General features: G+C 58.2%; 16 protein-coding genes and 1 pseudogene. 10 read left to right on the top strand and 7 right to left on the bottom strand.

Annotation, left to right across the window (positions count from 1 at the left end):
- Window positions 1-23: 23 nt before the first annotated feature.
- Window positions 24-1,235 (bottom strand): pyridoxal phosphate-dependent aminotransferase, encoded by a 1,212-nt coding sequence (locus tag ACIPZ8_RS23355; RefSeq protein ID WP_400728161.1) that lies wholly within the window; start codon window positions 1,233-1,235, stop codon window positions 24-26.
- Window positions 1,236-1,674: 439 nt separating this feature from the next.
- On the opposite strand from ACIPZ8_RS23355, the gene serA reads away from it, so the two are divergent.
- The 3 genes from serA to ACIPZ8_RS23340 all read left to right on the top strand — a co-directional run bounded on the left by serA (window position 1,675) and on the right by ACIPZ8_RS23340 (window position 6,269).
- Complete coding sequence (serA, locus tag ACIPZ8_RS23350) at window positions 1,675-2,904, top strand: phosphoglycerate dehydrogenase (protein WP_400728158.1); 1,230 nt, start codon at window positions 1,675-1,677, stop codon at window positions 2,902-2,904.
- 302 nt (window positions 2,905-3,206) lie between these two features.
- On the top strand, window positions 3,207-4,535 hold the full coding sequence (locus ACIPZ8_RS23345) for an MFS transporter (protein WP_400728155.1): 1,329 nt from the start codon (window positions 3,207-3,209) through the stop codon (window positions 4,533-4,535).
- A gap of 90 nt (window positions 4,536-4,625) precedes the next feature.
- Entirely contained in the window at window positions 4,626-6,269 is a 1,644-nt protein-coding gene (locus ACIPZ8_RS23340; protein WP_400728152.1) for an acetolactate synthase large subunit, read from the top strand.
- Between the two features lie 66 nt (window positions 6,270-6,335).
- Here ACIPZ8_RS23340 and ACIPZ8_RS23335 read toward each other — a convergent pair whose 3' ends face one another.
- Window positions 6,336-7,508 (bottom strand): M20 aminoacylase family protein, encoded by a 1,173-nt coding sequence (locus ACIPZ8_RS23335; RefSeq protein ID WP_400728150.1) that lies wholly within the window; start codon window positions 7,506-7,508, stop codon window positions 6,336-6,338.
- Between the two features lie 161 nt (window positions 7,509-7,669).
- Between ACIPZ8_RS23335 and ACIPZ8_RS23330 the strand changes: the two genes are divergently transcribed.
- From ACIPZ8_RS23330 to ACIPZ8_RS23320, 3 genes and pseudogenes are all read left to right on the top strand, one after another.
- Window positions 7,670-8,569 (top strand): LysR substrate-binding domain-containing protein, encoded by a 900-nt coding sequence (locus tag ACIPZ8_RS23330; protein WP_400728147.1) that lies wholly within the window; start codon window positions 7,670-7,672, stop codon window positions 8,567-8,569.
- A 158-nt stretch (window positions 8,570-8,727) separates the two neighbouring features.
- Entirely contained in the window at window positions 8,728-10,242 is a 1,515-nt protein-coding gene (locus ACIPZ8_RS23325) for a peptide MFS transporter (RefSeq protein ID WP_400728144.1), read from the top strand.
- Window positions 10,243-10,435: 193 nt separating this feature from the next.
- A pseudogene (locus ACIPZ8_RS23320) lies at window positions 10,436-10,572 on the top strand (hypothetical protein); the annotation flags it as partial.
- Between the two features lie 133 nt (window positions 10,573-10,705).
- On the opposite strand, the gene ACIPZ8_RS23315 reads toward ACIPZ8_RS23320, so the two are convergent.
- From ACIPZ8_RS23315 to ACIPZ8_RS23300, 4 genes are read right to left on the bottom strand one after another with little or no spacing between them, the layout of a single operon-like run.
- Window positions 10,706-11,914, bottom strand: coding sequence for a pyridoxal phosphate-dependent aminotransferase (locus ACIPZ8_RS23315; protein WP_400728141.1), 1,209 nt, complete (start codon window positions 11,912-11,914; stop codon window positions 10,706-10,708).
- Window positions 11,911-12,540 (bottom strand): RraA family protein, encoded by a 630-nt coding sequence (locus ACIPZ8_RS23310; protein WP_400660518.1) that lies wholly within the window; start codon window positions 12,538-12,540, stop codon window positions 11,911-11,913. Before ACIPZ8_RS23310 ends, ACIPZ8_RS23315 begins: the two co-directional genes overlap by 4 nt.
- Window positions 12,537-13,202 (bottom strand): RraA family protein, encoded by a 666-nt coding sequence (locus tag ACIPZ8_RS23305; protein ID WP_400728138.1) that lies wholly within the window; start codon window positions 13,200-13,202, stop codon window positions 12,537-12,539. The genes ACIPZ8_RS23310 and ACIPZ8_RS23305 overlap by 4 nt, the downstream gene beginning before the upstream one ends.
- A gap of 1 nt (window position 13,203) precedes the next feature.
- On the bottom strand, window positions 13,204-13,866 hold the full coding sequence (locus ACIPZ8_RS23300) for an RraA family protein (RefSeq protein ID WP_400728135.1): 663 nt from the start codon (window positions 13,864-13,866) through the stop codon (window positions 13,204-13,206).
- 107 nt (window positions 13,867-13,973) lie between these two features.
- Here ACIPZ8_RS23300 and ACIPZ8_RS23295 point away from each other — a divergent pair, with 107 nt between their 5' ends.
- From ACIPZ8_RS23295 to ACIPZ8_RS23280, 4 genes are all read left to right on the top strand, one after another.
- Window positions 13,974-14,873, top strand: a complete 900-nt coding sequence (locus ACIPZ8_RS23295) for a LysR family transcriptional regulator (protein ID WP_400728132.1) — start codon at window positions 13,974-13,976, stop codon at window positions 14,871-14,873.
- A 90-nt stretch (window positions 14,874-14,963) separates the two neighbouring features.
- On the top strand, window positions 14,964-15,773 hold the full coding sequence (locus ACIPZ8_RS23290) for an alpha/beta fold hydrolase (protein ID WP_400728129.1): 810 nt from the start codon (window positions 14,964-14,966) through the stop codon (window positions 15,771-15,773).
- An 83-nt stretch (window positions 15,774-15,856) separates the two neighbouring features.
- Window positions 15,857-17,293, top strand: a complete 1,437-nt coding sequence (locus ACIPZ8_RS23285) for an alanine/glycine:cation symporter family protein (protein WP_400728126.1) — start codon at window positions 15,857-15,859, stop codon at window positions 17,291-17,293.
- Window positions 17,294-17,357: 64 nt separating this feature from the next.
- Window positions 17,358-17,615, top strand: coding sequence for a hypothetical protein (locus ACIPZ8_RS23280; protein WP_400728123.1), 258 nt, complete (start codon window positions 17,358-17,360; stop codon window positions 17,613-17,615).
- 83 nt (window positions 17,616-17,698) lie between these two features.
- Here ACIPZ8_RS23280 and ACIPZ8_RS23275 read toward each other — a convergent pair whose 3' ends face one another.
- A complete protein-coding gene (locus ACIPZ8_RS23275) occupies window positions 17,699-18,373 on the bottom strand; it encodes a nitroreductase (RefSeq protein ID WP_400728501.1) in 675 nt (224 codons plus the stop codon).
- Between the last annotated feature and the right edge of the window lie 785 nt (window positions 18,374-19,158).

The following is a 19,158-nucleotide window of genomic DNA, read 5'->3' as shown; positions in this document are numbered from 1 at the left end:
CGTGATAAGTGCAGGGTGGATGCCTATGCATTACGCAGTGCGCAGCAGAAGCGCACGATCGCATCGCAAGCCTGGTGCAATGAGTCATCATCGAGGGCGTAGGCAATTCGGATATATGGACCAAGGCCAAACGCGCTGCCGTGCACCAACGCTACATCGGCCTCGTCCAACAGTGCATTGACCACATCCTCGTCACTGCGCAGCACCGTCCCCTTGGGCGTGACCTTGCCGAGCAGCTCTGCACAACAGGCAAACACGTAGAACGCGCCCTGCGGCACTTCACAACGCAGGCCAGGTGCATCCGCCAACCACTTAAGCACCTTGTCCCGGCGCTGTTGGAAAATTACGCGGGATTGTCGGATAAAATCTTTTGGCCCCGACAACGCGGCGAGCGCCGCCCGCTGGGAAATCGTGCAAGGCCCAGATGTTTGCTGGCCCTGCAGCTTCTCCATGGCCTTGATGAGCCAGGCCGGCCCTGTCGCATAACCGATGCGCCACCCGGTCATTGCATAGGCCTTGGACACACCATTCATGGTCAATACTCGCTCGGCCAATAGCGGGGTGACTTGAGCCAGGGTGAAGAACTCGAGATCATCGAAGATCAGGTGCTCATAGATATCATCACTTAGCACCATCACATGCTCGTGACGCAGCAGTACTTGCCCCAGTGCTTCAAGCTCCTCTCGGCTATATACAGCTCCACTAGGGTTGGACGGTGAGTTGAGAATCAGCCAGCGAGTGCGCAGTCCGATCACCGCTTCCAGTGCCTCAGCAGTCAGTTTGAAATTGCTGTGCGCGGTGCAAGGCACGATGACCGGTTCTCCTCCGCACAAATGCACGATTTCCGGATAGCTCACCCAGTAAGGCGCAGGCACGATGACTTGATCGCCTTCATTGAGGGTTGCCGCCAGCGCATTAAAGATCACCTGCTTACCGCCGCTCGACACCAACGTGTTGCGCCAGTCCACCTGCAGCCCGTTCTCGCGCTGAAACTTCTCAGCAACGGCCTCACGGAGTTGCTGCAGCCCCGCTACCTGCGTATAGCGCGTGTGCCCCGTTTTGATAGCCGCGATACCCGCTTCACTGACATGGGGCGGCGTATCGAAATCTGGCTCACCAGAACTGAGGGAGATGATGGAGGCTCCTCCGGCTCTGCGGGCGGCGACGCGGTCCATGACCTGATAGGTTGCCGAAGGGCGTGCCGCTTGCAGGAATCGATTCAGGGTGACTGGCATGGGAATCCTTTGTCATTGGAGTTATCGAGGGCACCAGTAGGATGCTGTTGTTTTCCTCCGATGATAGGGTCGCGCCCCTTCAGCACCCTATGCTTAATCTGCTGTAGGTTATGCCTTTAGGTTAATGGATACCGTGATTGAACACCCGCTTCGGCATGCTCTGAACGAGCAGTAGTCCTCAGTTCCCCGGGCACGGCTTGACCGGTCCAACCCCCGCCACTACGGGCCTTTTGCCTCACATGACCGAGTCTGGCTAGCGCGCACTGATAGCCGTTCGCACCTCAAAGCTCAAGTAAACATCCCTCACCAGCACCTGAAATAGGGTCAAGTCGGACCTCAGCACGTCTCCGGTCTTGCGTGCTAGGTTAGCTTCGGTCGGTCTTCACCGTTAGGGGCCGCCATCCAACACTGCGTATTATTCGGAGCATGGGTTCAAGAGATGAGCAAGACTTCCCTCGACAAAAGCAAAATCAAATTTCTCCTCCTCGAAGGGGTGCATCAGAACGCGGTCGACACTCTCAAGGCTGCCGGCTACACCAACGTCGAGCACCTGACAGGTTCACTGCCCGAGGCGGAGCTCAGAGCGAAGATTGCGGATGTCCATTTCCTAGGTATCCGTTCACGTACTCAACTCACGGATGAACTGTTCGAGCAGGCGAAAAAGCTCATTGCGGTGGGCTGCTTCTGCATCGGTACAAACCAGGTGGATTTGAAGGCTGCTAGAGCGCGTGGGATCGCCGTTTTCAACGCGCCTTACTCCAACACCCGCTCCGTGGCCGAACTGGTATTGGGCGAGATACTGGTCCTTGCCCGCGGCATTCCGGAAAAGAACGCATCTTGCCACCGTGGTGGCTGGATCAAGAGTGCCGCGAACTCCTTTGAGGTCCGAGGCAAGACCTTGGGCATCGTTGGTTACGGGTCTATCGGCACGCAACTTTCTGTAATGGCGGAAAGCCTGGGCCTGCAGGTGATCTACTACGATCCTTTGACCAAACTGCCTCTTGGTAATGCCACTCAGGTCGGCAGTTTGATGGAGTTGCTCCAGACCTCGGACATCGTCTCCCTGCATGTCCCTGAGCTGCCATCCACGCAGTGGATGATCGGTGAAAAGGAAATTCGCGCCATGAAGAAGGGCGGCCTGTTGATCAACGCTTCCCGTGGCACAGTAGTCGAACTCGATCACCTGGCAAGCGCAATCAGGGACAAGCATCTGGCTGGTGCTGCCATCGATGTGTTCCCGGTGGAGCCTCGCTCCAACCAGGACTCCTTCGACTCTCCTCTGCGCGGCCTGGATAACGTGATCTTGACCCCCCACGTTGGTGGCTCTACGGCCGAAGCCCAGGCCAACATAGGCTTGGAGGTTTCAGAAAAACTGGTTAAGTACAGCGACAACGGCACTACCATTTCCTCGGTAAACTTTCCTGAAGTTGCCCTGCCCTCTCATCCTGGCAAGCATCGCCTTCTGCACATCCATAAAAACGTGCCAGGGGTGCTGAGCGAGATCAACAAGGTCTTTGCAGAAAACAGCATCAACATCTCTGGTCAATTCCTCCAGACCGAAGAGAACGTTGGTTACGTGGTCATCGACGTGGATGCCGAGCACTCTGATCTGGCGCTCGCAAAGCTTCAGGACATCAATGGCACCATCCGTTGCCGCGTACTGTTCTGAAATTTTTGTCTGCAGTAAGCACAAATGGCCCGTACGCGGGCCATTTTTTGTTGAGCCTCACAAGCGATTGAGCAGGCAGTACGGCCTGCACGGTGGTGAGCATTGTCCTGAAGCTATAACCCGGCACATATCTAGCAATCGTCAGTCTCGGCCCCTGCCCATACCATCAAAAACGATCCACAAAACGAAAGCCCTACCAAAAATAAATCCGAGGCTTTGATGATGACTGTTCACACCTGTTGCGGGTATGCCTGCTCGCTCCCTAGCCTGATCCCGACTCGTTTGGTTAACGGGGAGGCACTATGAACAACTCCGCCAGCACCCCCGCCACAAACCACCGTCGCCAAGCCGTTTTTTGGCTAATGATCGGCGGAATGATCAACTACTTCGACCGTGCCACATTGGCCATCGCAGCACCAGAGATGTCACGAGACCTAGAGCTGAGTGCCACCCATATCGGCATGATGGGTACCGCATTCGCCTGGTGCTATGCCCTCGCCCAACTGCCGTCCGGATGGATCATCGACCGCTTCAATTCGCGCCTGGTTTTTGCTGGCTCAATGCTGCTCTGGAGCTTGGCAACACTGGCGACAGGCTTTGCCAGTGGCCTCATCGTGCTGATCCTCTTGCGAGCCTTGCTTGGAGTTACCGAGGCACCTTGCTGGCCAACGGCGACCAAGGTCATTTCTGTCTGGTACCCCAAACAGGAACGGGGCATCGCAACCGGAATTTTTACCAGTTCTGCCAAATGGGGAGCCGCCATCGCGCCTCCTGTGCTGGTCACCATCATGGTCTACTTCGGCTGGCGCGGCTTGTTCATCGTCAGCGGGCTGGCGGGGATCATTTATGCGATCATCTTCTACGCGTTTTTCCGCAACCCGGACAAGGCGCGCAGGCTTCCGGCTGACGAACTCGAGTTCATCAAGGCTGGTGGAGGCGGTGTCGAGCGCACCGGCGGCAACAAAGCATCGGGTATACCGTGGTCAACGCTATTCACCTACCGCGCGGTATGGGGCATGATCCTTGGGTACTTCTGCAACATCTGGATCTGGAACATGTTCATCGTGTTCCTCCCCTCCTACCTGTCAAAGACCTACCATGTGTCACTGGCCCAAATGGGTATTTACGCATCCCTGCCGTGGATCGGTGGCGCGATTGGGGCGGTACTCAGCGGCTTTGCGGTCCGCAGCATAGCCGAACGTTTCAACCTGACTTCGCTCAAGGCCACCAAGACAATGATCGGTCTGTCCACCACGCTGACCGTCATCACCGTATGCTGTCTGCCGCTTACTACCACGCTCCACTCGACAGTCGTGACAATGATCGTGGCACTGTTTTTCATCTCAGTGACCAACTCGCTTGCGTGGGCACTAGCCACCGAAATCGCCCCCCAATCTATGGTGGGGTCCGTCAGTTCAATCCAGAACTTCGGCGGCTACTTCGGTGGGGCATTCTCTCCTCTGGTGGCTGGTCTCATCGTCGATGCTACCGGTTCGTACGCATTGGCATTTCTCAGCGGCGGCCTGGTAGTAGTCGGCGCAGCGGTCGCTTACCTGTGGATCGTCGACAAACCTATTGAGGCGCGGGAACTCAAGGAAGATCTCGGTAATTTGGCGGTACCGCGTACCTGACTGCCGCTTCAATCAAAGGGCCAGAATGAACGCTGGCCCTTTGTACTTACTGCCCCCATACCCCTATACGGTGTTCACAGAGAAACCAGCATGGCCAAAGCAGCAGATGTTGTAGTGCAGTGTCTTGAGAATGAAGGCGTCCAGTATGTGTTCGGTATCCCAGGCGAGGAAAACCTCGACCTGCTCGAATCCCTGCGCAAGTCGAAGATCAAGCTGGTGCTGACCCGCCACGAGCAGTCCGCGGGCTTCATGGCCGCCACCTATGGCCGCCTGACCGGCAAGACCGGCGTCAGCCTGTCGACCCTGGGCCCTGGCGCGACCAACCTGGTGACCGCCAGTGCCTATGCGTATCTCGGCGGCATGCCGATGATGATGATCACCGGCCAGAAACCGATCAAGAAGTCCAAGCAGGGCCGCTTCCAGATCATCGACGTGTGCGGCATGATGGCCCCCATCACCAAGTACACCCACCAGTTCGCCTCGGCCGACAACATCCCGGCGCGCATGCGCGAAGCCTTCCGCCTGGCGGAAGAAGAAAAGCCGGGCGCCGTGCATCTGGAACTGCCGGAAGACATCGCCGCCGAACAGACCGACGCCCTGCCGATCCCGCCCAGCCTGCATCGTCGCCCACTGGCCGAGCACAAGGCTATCGAGGCCGCGATCGAGAAGCTCCAAGCGGCTCGCAACCCAATACTGGTGATCGGCGCCGGCGCCAACCGCAAGATGACCGCCAAGGTCCTTCAGCAACTGATCGACAAGACCGGCATCCCGTTCATCACCACCCAGATGGGTAAAGGTGTGGTCGACGAGCGTCACTCGCGCTTCCTGGGTAACGCCGCGCTGTCGTCCGGTGATTTCGTTCACCGCGCTGTCGAGGCCGCCGACCTAATCATCAACATCGGCCACGACGTGATCGAGAAGCCGCCGTTCTTCATGGTCCGTGGCGGCACCGAAGTCATCCACATCAGCTTCCGCTCTGCCGAAGTCGATGCCGTGTACTTCCCGCAGGTCGAAGTGATCGGCGACATTGCCAACGCCGTCTGGCAGATCAGCGAAGCGCTGACAGACACCGCACATTGGGACTTCACCCGCCTGATGGCGATCCGTGAAGCCAACGAAGCCCAGATCGCCGAAGGCGCTGACGATGGCCGCTTCCCGGTTTACCCCCAGCGACTGGTCGCGGACATCCGCCGCGTGCTGCCCTCCGAAGGCATCGTCGCCCTGGACAATGGCATCTACAAGATCTGGTTCGCCCGCAACTACAAGGCGCACAGGCCCAACACCGTGCTGCTCGACAACGCTCTGGCGACCATGGGAGCCGGCCTGCCATCGGCGATGGCGGCGCACCTGGTGCATCCGGACCGCCCGGTGATCTCGGTGTGCGGCGACGGCGGCTTCATGATGAACAGCCAGGAGCTGGAAACCGCCGTGCGTCTGGGCATGCACATCACCGTGGTGATCCTGCGTGACGACGGCTACGGCATGATCCGCTGGAAGCAGGCCAACATGGGCTTCACCGATTTCGGCCTGGACTACGGCAACCCGGACTTCGTCAAATACGCTCAAGCCTATGGCGCCAGCGGCTATCGAGTGGAAAGTGCGGATGCCTTGCTACCGCTGCTCGACCATTGCATCTCCAACCCGGGCGTACACGTGATCGATTGCCCGGTGGATTACAACGAAAACGACCGCATCCTCAACCAAGAACTGCGCGAGCGCAGCCTCGCGATCTAAGAAATTCTCTTCGGGTGCCCAGATTAGGCACCCTTTTTTTGGCCTGGGTATCCGGTAACGCGCAAATCACCCGTCCAGCCAGGCTTGCGTCAGCCGCACCCAGAAGCTGGCACCGACCGCAAGAATGTCGTCGTTGAAGTCATACTCCGGATTATGGACCATGCACCCTCCCCGGCTGCCAATTCCATTGCCGATATAGGCATAGCAGCCGGGCACCTGTTCCAGCATGTAGGCAAAGTCCTCGCTGCCCATTACCGGCCTGGATTGCGCCTGCACACGCGCCTCGCCCAGCAGATCGAATGCGACTGCCGTGGCGAACTCGGTCATGTGCCGATCGTTGACCAATACCGGGTAACCCCGGTCATAGTGGATTTCGGCATGCAGCCCGAAGCTTTCCGCCTGGCCGATCACCAGCGCACGGATGCGTTGCTCGACCCGCTGCCGCACCGTGGCATCCAGCGTGCGCACAGACAGCCTCATCTCGACAGTCTCGGGGATGATGTTGAAGGCCTCCCCCGCATGCACACTGCCCACCGAGATCACCGCGGCATCGAGCGGATCGACGTCACGCCCGACAATGGTCTGTAGCGCAACCATGATGGCTCCGGCCGCAGGCATCGGGTCGCACGCACGGTGGGGAAATGCGCCATGCCCGCCTACGCCACGCAAGATGATGGTCACGTTGTCGGAGGATGCCGCCATTGGCCCCACGCAGAAGGCCATGTCACCGGCGGCGATGCCTGGCATGTTGTGCAGCGCGAACACGGCATCGCAGGGAAATCTGTCGAACAGGCCGTCATCCATCATCGCCTTGGCGCCACCGAAGCCTTCCTCGGCCGGCTGAAAAATCAGGTTCACGGTGCCGCTGAACGCACGGGTCTGCGCCAGGTGGCGGGCCGCACACAGCAACATGGCGGTATGACCATCATGCCCGCAGGCATGCATCTTCCCCGCATTCACGCTCGCATAAGGCAGGCCGGTGTGCTCGGTGAGCGGCAAGGCATCCATGTCCGCACGCAGGCCGACGCTGCGGGTGGCGCTGCCGGCTCGCAGCACGCCGACCACACCGGTGCCGCCCAGGCCTCGATGAACCTCGTAACCCCAAGCCGTCAAGCACTCGGCCACCAGATCACTGGTAACGGTTTCTTCAAAGGCAAGTTCAGGGTGCGCATGGATGCGTCTGCGCAGCTCGATCGACTCTGGCGCAATGGCAGCGATGTCGGGCAAGACGGGTGACATGGTGTTTCCTCATGGGCGGGTTCTTGTGTGAGCGGAGCCTATCCCCCATGGCTGCAGCTCATAAGCCAATGAATGGTGTTGGTGTTCACCGACGATTGCCGCTGGGCAGCCACCCGCACAGCACAGATAATCCGCTCCCCCGTCCAGGCCACGGATCGTCCATGAAATACCACCAGCTCAAAGCCTTCGTCACCATCGTCGAGGAAGGCAGCATTCGTGCGGCAGCACGGCATCTGCACCTGTCGCCTGCTGCGCTGACCAAAGCCATCAAGGAACTCGAGCACGTCCTGGGCGTGTCGTTGATCGTGCGCACCACCCGGGGCGTGCAACTGACCGCCATCGGGCAGCAGCTCAACGTCCGCGCCCGGCTCATCGTTGCCGAGATGCAGCGCGCCCGCGAAGATGTCGAGCAAGCACGCGACGGGGCCGTCGGCTCGCTGGCGGCCGCCATCACCCCGGCCACGGCCCTGACCATCCTGCCGGAGGCCTTTGCCGCCTTCCGCCGTCGCTTTTCGGGCGCACGGGTTAACATCAGCGAGGGCTTCCCGGGTACCGCGTTACGGCAACTGCACGACGGCACACTCGATTTTGCCGTGTTGGCGATGGGGGCCGAGACGATCGCCGACGAGTTCGAGCACGTGGAGTTGTACAGGAGCGAGCTGGTGGTGGTCGCAAGGCTCGGGCATCCCCTGTCGCATGCAACCAGCCTGGCAGAACTGGCCGATGCCGACTGGCTGCTCAACCTGGCGCCGGACAGCTCTTCCCAGGTGCTGTTCGATGCCTTCCACCGGCAGGGCCTGCCCACACCGACGCGTATCGTTGAATGCCTGAGCTACGGCGTTTCCCATGGCCTGGTCCAGGGCTCCGACCTGATCACGGCCATGCCCCGCCAGTTGCTGGATTTCAAGTGGCAAAGCTCGGTGTCGGTGCTCCCCCTTGAAGACACCATCCCGCCGATATCGATGCAGATCGTCACCCGGCGCAACAGCCCACCCACACCAGCGGCCAGCATGTTGATCGATTGCCTGCGCGACGCTGCCAGAAGACGGGGGCTGGACTGAGCGTCGAGGGTGGCAAACCACGGTTAACACCGTGGCTTTTTGTTGGCTCGTTAACCCGTCGTGGAGATCGTAGCCTTGCCCCTGCGTCGCCCAAGGTCAAACGGGAGCGGCGCCTGTGCTCGATCACTCGAAAAACAATAATCGGAGAGCCGCCCTTCATGCGCCCGACATCGAAACACCGCTCCTTCACTACCGTCTTCCTGGTCGAGTTGTGGGAACGCTTCGGCTTCTACGGCATGGCCGCGCTGCTGGTGCTGTTCATGATCGACAAACTCGGTTTCGAGGACAGCCGTGCCAACCTGACTTGGGGCGCCTTCAGTGCCCTGGCGTTTGCTGCCCCCGCCATCGGCGGCTGGATCGGCGACCGGGTACTCGGCGCCCGCCGCACCATGATCGCTGGCGCCGTGGTGCTGTGCAGCGGCTACCTGATGCTGGCCCTGGCGCGGCAGGAACTGCCCTACCTGTTTGCCGCCCTAAGCGTGATCGTGGTCGGCAACGGCCTGTTCAAGGCCAATGCCGCCAGCCTGGTTCGGCGCATCTATGAAGGCGATGAGGCACGCATCGACAGCGCCTTCACCACCTACTACCTGGCGATCAACCTCGGTGCGGCTGCCTCGATGTTGGCGACGCCCTGGATCAAGGACCACTGGGGCTGGAGCGCAGCCTTCGCGGTATGCTGCGCAGGCATGGCCTTCGGCATCCTCAACTTCCTGCTGATGTACCGCACGCTGGCGCACATTGGATCGCCCGCCGATAGCCAACCGGTGTGCTGGAAGCGTGTCGCCGGGATAGTCGCCGGAGCTGTGGCACTGAGCTTGTTCACCGCCCTGGTACTCGAACACACCTTGCTGGCCACCTTCACCATCTGGGCCGCCGGGCTCACCGTACTGTCGATCTTTCTCTACATGACCGTCAGGGCGGCGCCAGCGGAACGCGCCGGTCTGCTTGCAGCACTCATACTGACCCTGCAGGTGTTCCTGTTCTTCATCTTCTACCAACAGCAATACACCTCCATCACGCTGTTCGCACTGCGCAATGTCGACCCACGGTTCACCTTCTTCGGGCACACGCTGTTCACCTGGAGTGCTGCTCAGTTCCAGGCGCTCAGCGCTATCTGGATCATTGTGCTGGGGCCGTTCCTGGTCTTGCTCTACAACAGGCTGGCCAGCCGTGGTCACGATGCCCCGGTCGCGGTGAAGTTCACCCTCGGCTTCGCTGCGGTAGCGGCCAGCTTCTTCCTACTCGCGGTCAGCGGCCAGTTCGCGGTGGACGGTAGAGTGTCGTCCTGGTTCGTGGTCTGGAGCTATGCGCTGTACGCACTCGGCGATTTGCTGATCAGTGGCCTGGGCCTGGCGATGATCTCGCGCTATGTGCCAATACGGATGAGTGGCTTCATGATGGGCGCCTACCTGGTAGCCGCTGGCGTGGCCCAGTACCTGGGCAGTGCGGTGGCGAACCTTGCGCAATTGCCGCCAGCAGGCATGCAGGCGGCCCTGTCGCTACCGCTCTACATGCGCTTGTTCAACGGGCTTGGGTGGGCAGCTCTAGGGGGAATGACGCTGGCGTTACTGTTGTTACCGTTGCTGAAAAGACTGTCGCGGGCTCATCAGAGCAATACGACAGAACAGGAAGAAGCAAGTACTACTATTGAGCGTCCAGCAGTTACTGGCTAGCCGCTAGCCTGGCACCATTTCAAATGGCCGCGATAGGGATACTAGCCCCCCGCATTGGAAGTGAACGCCCATGCGGGGGCTTTGTAAGCTTCTATCCAGTCTCAAGTTCCTGAACCCGGGCTAGAGAATTGCTGTGCGACGTGACGGTAATCGGTCCTACTTCAGGGTTGGGCAAATGAGGAGGTCAAATGCCTTAAGCGAAGCGCTGAACGACACTTCGCATTGCGACTTCACCCGCCTGATTGCAATCCGTGAAGCCAATGAAGTGCAGATCACGAATGCGGCGACGACAACCGCTTCCCAGTGTACCCGCAGCGAGTTGCTGACATCCCTGACTTGGCCCGACTCAATGGCCCAGAGCGGACATTGACTGCGTCCAAAAAAAGGCTGCACCACCTGTTTCGCACGTATGCAATCGAGGAGGTGCAGCCTTTCGCTGCTCTAGTTGAGCGTGGTTATCTAGCTATCGCGCGTCCTCGCAGAAGCGGTGGATAGCCTGACACGCCGCACGCAGAGAATCGTCATCGAGCGCGTAAGCAATACGGAGGTAGCCAGAAAGACCAAAAGCACTGCCCTGAACGACTGCAACGTTGGCCTCCTCTAGCAACGCCAGGGCCACCGCCTCATCATTGACCAACTCACAACCGGCGGGAGAACGCTTGCCGATCAGCCCAGAACAGTCGGCGAAAGCGTAGAAAGCCCCTCCCGGAACTTCGCAACTAATGCCCGGCGCTTGGTTGAGCAACTCGACCATAAAGTCGCGACGTTGCTGGAAGACTTCGCGGCTATGAGCGATGAAGTCTTTCGGACCGTCGAGGGCAGCGATTGCTGCGTGCTGCGAGATGGAACAGGCACCTGAGGTCTGTTGCCCCTGAAGCTTCTCCATCGCCTCGAGCAGCCAGCGGGGACCGGTAGCAAACCCGATTCGCCAACCCGTCATGGCATAGGCTTTCGACACGCCGTTCATGGTCAACGTTCGTGCAGCCAGACGTGGTTCAACCTGGGCAAGCGTGAGGAATTCACGGTTGTCGAAAATCAGGTGCTCGTAGATGTCGTCAGCGAGAATCAGAACCTGCGGATGGGCCAGCAACACCTCAGCCAGAGCCTGCAGTTCGTCGCGATCGTACACGGCGCCCGTGGGATTGGACGGCGAATTCAGGATCAGCCAGCGGGTGTTCGGGCCGATGGCTTCGGCCAGTGCTTGCGGGGTCAGCTTGAAGCTCGATTCGGCGCCGCAAGCGAGAATGCGCGACTCGCCACCACAAAGCTCAACCATTTCTGGATAGCTGACCCAGTACGGCGCGGGGATCACAACTTCGTCGCCTTCGTTGAGGGTTGCGGCCAGGGCATTGAAGATGACTTGCTTGCCGCCGCTGCAGACCAGCGTGTCCTGCCAGCTGACGTCCAGACCATTCTCACGCTGGTATTTACGCGCGATGGCTTCTCGCAACGTACGAAGGCCGGCCACCTGGGTGTAACGAGTATGACCATTGTTGATTGCACTGATGGCTGCGGTACGGATGTGCTCCGGCGTATCGAAGTCAGGCTCACCCGCGCAAAGCGAAATGATCTTCGCCCCTTCTGCGCGTCGCGCAGCCACGCGGTCGATGATCTTGTAGGTTGCCGAAGGCTTGGCAGCCTCCAAGCGACGGTTCAGCGTTTCCAGGCTCACGCGTGTTCCTCCGGATGAGTAAGGCCCATCAGGTCCATGGTGGTGTGACCCTCGCGCAGCTTGGCCATGAACGCTGCTTCTTTGTCCGCACGTTTCTGGCCTTCGCGTAGCGTGCGTTCGACTGCATCCGCCGGGATGATGATCACACCGTCCTCGTCCGCGACGACCAGATCGCCGGCGCTTACTTGTGCACCGCTGAAGTCGAACGGTTTACCTACTGAAGGCGTAGTCGCCTTGACAGTACCTTTGACCGATATACCCCGCGCGAACACCGGGAAGCCATGCGCTTCAAGCGCGGCGATGTCGCGTACGCCGCCATTGATTACCAAACCGACAATGCCTGCGGCTTCCGCCGCCACCGTGAGCACTTCACCCCAGTAGCCAGCAATGAAGTCGGCGCAATCACAGACCAGGACGCTACCGCGCGGCGCTTTTGCCACGGCCAAGTGCAAGCCCAGGTTGTCACCAGGCGAACACTGCAGCGGGTAAGCGGGGGCGGCAATGAAGGCGCCCTTCCAGACAGCGCGAATCGCGCGGTCGACTGCAGATGGCAGCCCAGAGGCCTCATACAAGGTGGAACTACCGAGGACCTTTGCAATGTTCTGATAATCGTGTGGAAGGCTCATGGCTGTTTGCTCTGCAGGGAGTGGTAACCGAGGGCGGCACGAGCTTCTTTGAGGCTCTTGCCAGTGGCGATCTGTTCGCGGATCTGTGCTTCGACATGTTCGATGCGACGTGCCGTTTCAGCGACCTCCTGCGCACGATTGCGCGGGACGATGACGACGCCATTGGCGTCAGCGACAACGATGTCGCGGGCGCAAACCCGAGCCTGGCCAACCGACACTGGCTGGTTTACAGCCACGACTTCCACGCGGTCCTTGCCGGTACGCATGTAACGGCCTTTGCTGAACAGCGGGTAGCCTTCACCCAACGCCTTGTTCACATCGCGGCAGACACCGTCGATGACCGTACCGGCAATACCCCGGGCCAGTGCGTATTGGGTCATGATGTCGCCCCACACCGTGCAATCAGTACGACCGTCGTTGGCGATGACCACTACGTCGCCTGGTGCTACTTCATCAATGAAGTCACCGACAGTGCCGGGCGGTGTGCTCGCGCTGACGTACTGAACAGTGAAGGCAGGACCGACGACGACCTCGCTGTAGTTGGCCAATGGCGCGATACCGAAGGCCTGGCCTGGAAGGCCCAGTTTATCCATCGCGTCGGACACACCCGGGGTATCCAAGCCTTCGAACAAGGCGACCAGGTCTTTATCAGAAAGGCTCATATCAGTGCTCCACCTTGATGGCTTCGAATTGCGTGTCGTGCATGACTTCTTCGACCGAGCGACCGGCGCGAACAGCGTCGACCATGCCGGCTTGGCGGCGGTCAATACGCTCAGCCAGATCAAGCACTTTCTCGATGGCATTGGCCGGGACGAAAACGGTGCCGCATTCATCGGCGATCACGTAATCGCCCTCATCAACTTCAACACCGGCCATGCGAACTTTGACGGCCGCGTCGATCTGGATGAGTCGGTTGCGCGCGCTGATCATGGTCACGCCGCGTCCGAAGACCGGGTAACCGATATCCGCGCTGCCGCAGATGTCGCGGCTGAAGCCATCGATGATTGATCCACGAATGCCTTTGCGCTGGGCTGCGTTGGCGAGGATGTCGCCCCAGCTGGAGATACCGTCGACACCACCGGCGATCACCAGCACGCGGTCATCGGTGGTGACCTGCTCCACGACCGGGGTAATCAGGTGAACGGTGGGCGCCACGTCCTGCTTTGGCCCCAACTGCACGGTGCTGGCTCGGCCGACAATTTTGGGGCAGTTCCAGAGCGGCATCAGGCCATTAGTGGCGCCAGGCAGTTCGAGGAAGTCCAGAGCGTCCGACACTGTGTTGGTATCGAGCGCAGCCAGGCGTTCAAGCGGGGCTTTCAAGCTCATCTGTTGCAGGCCTCTTGTAGGTGAGGCTTGAGTATCGGCGCCGAGATTTGATACGTATATTACGAATAAGCTAAGCTTGTTATATCCTAAACCTATGGAAAAGCGCTGTGATCAACTTTCGCTTGATACGCCACCTTTGGCTGTTCCTGGCTGTGGCAGAAGACCAAAATTTCAGTCGCGCGGCCAAGCGGCTGGGTATGTCGCAACCGCCGTTGACCGAGCAGATCCAGGCGCTCGAACAGTCGCTACGCGTTCAACTTTTTACCCGTTCTCGCCGCGGAGCACAGCTTACTGCCGCCGGCGCCGCGATTCTTCCCGCGGTCCGGAAATTCGCTGATCAACTGGAGCGACTAGAGTTGGCGGTTCACGAAGCCGTCGCAGGACATGCCGGCGTGGTGACCATCGGGGCCATTACATCGGCGATGATCGACGTGCTACCCCCGTTGATCGAGCGCTTCAAACAGAACCATCCGTTGATTACGGTATCGGTTCGGGAGATAGATAGCGCGGAAGCCATACCCGCACTGGAGGCAGGTGATATCGACATTGCATTCGCACGCCTGGAAGGGAATCTCGGTCGACATATTCAATCCTTGCCGTTGTCCGAAGATAGGCTGGCTGTAGCACTACCCAAAGACCATCCCTTGGCTGCCAAGGAGTCAATCTCTCTACAAGCCCTCGCGGACGAAACCTTGGTCATGGCTTCACGGGATGTGAGTCCTGTGTACTTTGACTACCTGGTTGGGCAGTGCAAAGCCAGCGGCTTCGCACCGCGCATCGTCCACCAGGTGCGGTCCGTATCGTCACAAGTCGCCTTTGTCAGTTGCGGACAGGGCATCGCATTGGTGCCGACGTCTATGGGTAAACTCGCGCCGGAGAACGTCCTTATCCGCCCCCTACATCCCGAAGTGAAAGTGGTGATCACGGCCATGGCCTGGCATAGCGAGCACAAAAACCCATTGGTGGAGGGAATGATCGACCATGCAAGGCAAGATTTGCAGTCATAGGCCAGGCGTATGACAGGGTTCGTGGCTTCGTATTTTACAAATCATTTGGCGAGTTCAACATTGGGGACTCTGTTATAGGAGTTTGTATCCGTGTCCCATGCAGCTCGCTTCACGTACGAGAAAGTCCCATTGAACATCGATGGTGTACAGCTCGATCTGGCGGTGATACACCGCACCGGGCCAAAAACGCCCATCCTGTTCCTCCACGGTTTCGGTTCCACCAAAGAAGACTACGCCGATATCACGCTGCAAGCGTCTTTTGAAGGAAACCCCTTCATTGCCTATGATGCGCCAGGCTGCGGTGAGACGGAGTGCGCCGACCTCTCGCGCATCAACATCCCATTCCTCGTGAAAACCGCGCAGGCCGTGCTCAGGCATTTCGGAGTCGACAAGTTTCATCTGGTAGGCCATTCCATGGGGGGGCTGACCGGCTTGGTATTGGCTCACGAAGAGCCTGATCGCATTCAAAGCTTCGTTGATATCGAAGGCAACATTGCACCTGAGGATTGCTTCCTCAGTCGGCAGATCCATGATCATGATCGTGAGGACGACGCGGGCTTCTTCCGTGATTTTATCAATCGCACCCGGTTGGCTTCTGATCCTGCAAGTGCACTCTATGCCGCCAGCCTCGCGCATAAAGTACGGACCGGCGCAGTGCGTGGCATTTTCGAATCGATGGTGGACTTGTCCGACAATGCTCAGCTGATGGACAAATTCCTCGCACTACCCTTCCCGCGCCAATACATGTATGGGATAACCAACTCACACCTGTCCTACCTCGACCATATCGCTGCACAAGGCGTGGAACTGGCGTGCATCCCTGATTGCGGTCATTTCCCGATGTATTCGAACCCTGCCCTGATGTGGAAGCACATCAAGGCTTTGCAAGACCGCGCCTGATCGGATCATATCTTCACCACGCGGCTGAGTCGGCCGCGTGATGCTCGCACTACCCCCAGTAAAAATAACAATGAGGTTGCGCCATGCTCGAAGCCATCAATGGTTTTCTTTCGGGAAAGCTGCTCATCGTCCTGGTCGTCGGACTAGGGACTTATTTCACCATCAAGACACGCTTTGTGCAGCTTCGCTATTTCCTGCACATGTTTAAAGTTTTCAAAGACAGCCTCACCAGCAGTTCAGCGCAAATTAGCTCGTTTCAAGCGCTTATGTTAAGCCTCGCGGGCCGGGTAGGTGCAGGCAACATTGCCGGCGTTGGGGTTGCTGTAACAATGGGTGGTCCGGGTGCTGTTTTCTGGATGTGGGTCACAGCTCTGGTTGGAATGGCGACCACGCTTATGGAATGTAGCTTGGCCCAGTTGTACAAGCGTAAAGATGCCAGCGGCCAATTCTATGGCGGACCTTCCTTCTACATTGAATACGGGTTGAACAAGCGATGGCTCGGCGTACTGATGGCAATTTTGCTCATCGTCACCTTCGGCTTTTCATTCAACGGTCTTCAATCGCATGCCGTAACGCACTCCCTGCAAAATGCCTTCGGCATCGATCCTACTCATTCGGGCATCGTCCTGGCCGTCGTGCTGGGGCTGGTATTTGTAGGCGGCATCAAGCGTATCGCGAAGGTGGCAGACCTATTGGTACCGGTGAAGACGCTAGCCTACGTGGCGGTAACATTCTACGTGATTGTTTTGCAGTTCGATCATGTGCCAATGATGCTGCTGACCATCATCAAAAGCGCCTTCGGCCTGGACCAGGCTTTCGGCGGCCTCATTGGCAGCGCCATCGTGATGGGGGTCAAACGCGGCGTGTTCGCCAATGAAGCCGGCCTGGGCAGTGCTCCAAACGTGGCGGCAGTGGCCGAGGTCAGACACCCAATTTCTCAAGGTGTGGTACAGGCGTTTAGCGTGTTCTTCGACACGTTCGTCATTTGTACCTGCACTGCTCTGCTGATCCTGCTGTCCGGCTTCTACACCGCCGGCTTTGCCGGTGACGGTCTGGTTCTGACCCAAAACTCACTAGCTGCGGTTGTGGGCGACTGGGGGCGCATTTTCATTAGCGCTGCACTGGCATTGTTCGTGTTTACCTCGATCCTCTACAACTACTACCTCGGCGAGAACAACCTGAAGTTTATCCTTGGTGAAAGTCGCAAGGTACTTCTCGGCTACCGCGCAATCGTGCTAGCACTCATTCTCTGGGGCTCAATGGAAGACCTATCAACCGTATTCGCGTTTGCCGACATCACCATGACCCTTTCCGCCTTGGTAAACCTGATCGCCCTGACGCTGCTGTGCAAAGTTGGCCTCAGGCTGCTCGCAGACTACGACAAGCAACGTAAAGCGGGTGTTACCGAACCAGTCCTGACTGCTAGTGCTTTTCAGGATGTGAATATCGACCAGGGTATCTGGGCTCAACAACCCCCAGCCCCCGTAGATAACCCAGCAGTTGTGGTTAGCCACCGCTAAATCTGGCTGTGGCGATGGGGTCCATTACGAGGTCCCATCGCCTGCGTAACTTAGGAGGTTCAATATGAATGCGAGCCCGCTACCTACTCCGCAAATCTGCTTTCCCGGAGGGAACTATCTGCACTTCGACGTAACCGCCAAAAATTTCAACGTGCCGGTTCAGGATCAGCTCACACGGATCAAAACAAAGGTATTGAAAACAATCAAGGGTATTGAGGACATCCACCTCGGCCTTAACCACATGACGATCCTTTACAACCCCTTTTTGATTTCTCCGATCAGCTTGGCTAACGATCTGCGGAAACACTGGCTTGCCACATGATCGCCGAAGGTAACTCCGACTCAAACCTTTTGTACTCCAAAGCGACGCCCGGCAAGAAGATCGGACGTCGTAAGGAGTCGATCTTAACCGTGGAGGGTTACGCTTTGCGAAACCGGAATTCGACCTACGGTGATGTCATTGGCAACTGCAGCTCGGTCTGCATAGCCGAAAGAAATACCAAAAAGCATTTTCATCTCCAAGTCGATGCCCAGCACCTCGCGGACAGTATGGGCATACATTCCCAAAAGCGTCTGCGGGATACCTGCCAATCCATGAGCAGTCAATGACAACAAGAATGTTTGGCCGTACATGCCTAGGTCACTGGCCACCCGAACGCTATCCCCTAGCGCAGGCATGAAGAGTAAGGCCACATGTGGCGCGCCGAAGAAATTCAAGTTCTGACGCATAGCTTTAGCACGGCCCTCTTTATCCTCACGAGTGACATGAATGGCATCGTAGCGCGCTTTCGCGCTGGATCGAGCCCGCTCCGCATAGATTTCAGGGTATTCAGTCATATCAAAGTAGTAGTCCGGTGTGAAGCGCTCGGCATCATCAGCAGCCGACAGTGCCATAGCGAGCTCGTCACGTTTAGCGCCTGACACCACGTGGACCTGCCATGGCTGTGTGTTGCAGTTGGAGGGGGCCTGCTGGGCGTCTTCTAGCACCGCCTGGATCAGATCGGAAGGAATAGCCTGCGGCAGAAACTCACGCATGGATCGACGATGACGTACTACATGGCTGAAATGGTGGCTCGACATATTCATTGAATTGACTCAGGTAGTGAAAAGGTCGAGCAGGCTAAGCCGGTTCAATGTGTGGATAAATAGTTAACGGGTCACAACTTTAACTACTCGCAGTTGTTAATAGATTAGCGCCGAAGCGGTATGTATCGGCGCTGCCGTGCGCTCGGATCACGCCAGCTTGGTAGGTCAGGACCTGCGTTAATCGGGCGCGCATCTGGGAGCAGTTCCGAATCTAAATACTGACAGCACCTCCCTCACCTCGCTATATTAGGTCTGATAAGCACAGGTTATCGGTATCTATTAGCGTCGCCGTCGGCGCTTGCGTCAGACCACCAATCCATGCACCGGGTGCGGTAACCGTAGTGAAGCCAGCCATGTTCAGCCAGGCCCTATTCTGCGGTGTGCCGGGTGCGTTGGACGCCAATTAGACGGGACTTTCAGGGGTGGATCAGCGGCACGACCGACTGGCTTTAGCAGCTTTCCTCGGAACTCGATAAACTCAGGGTATTTTCAGATAGCAGTCCGCAGTCGCTCCCCTTACCTGCAAGATCGGTGGCGAGCAACCCCGCCTGACGTCTTAGTGTTAGAGTTTCTCGACTGTCGCCTTCGGAACACTTGCCATGAAGAGTTTCACGATCCACGGACTTAGCGAGCAGCCCTCAACGAGCTGCTGGACCTCTGCTCATGGGGCTTTTTTAACAAGGCTGTCCCGTCCTGAATAAGGTTTACACCTCCCATCCCGAATTTCCGGAGAGTCAGATGGAGCAAGGTGTAAAGCGCACACAGCGTGATTACTCACT

The sequence above is a fragment of the Pseudomonas sp. NPDC089422 genome (assembly GCF_044749405.1).
Taxonomy (GTDB): domain Bacteria; phylum Pseudomonadota; class Gammaproteobacteria; order Pseudomonadales; family Pseudomonadaceae; genus Aquipseudomonas.
This window is presented reverse-complemented; position numbering and strand designations above follow the sequence as displayed.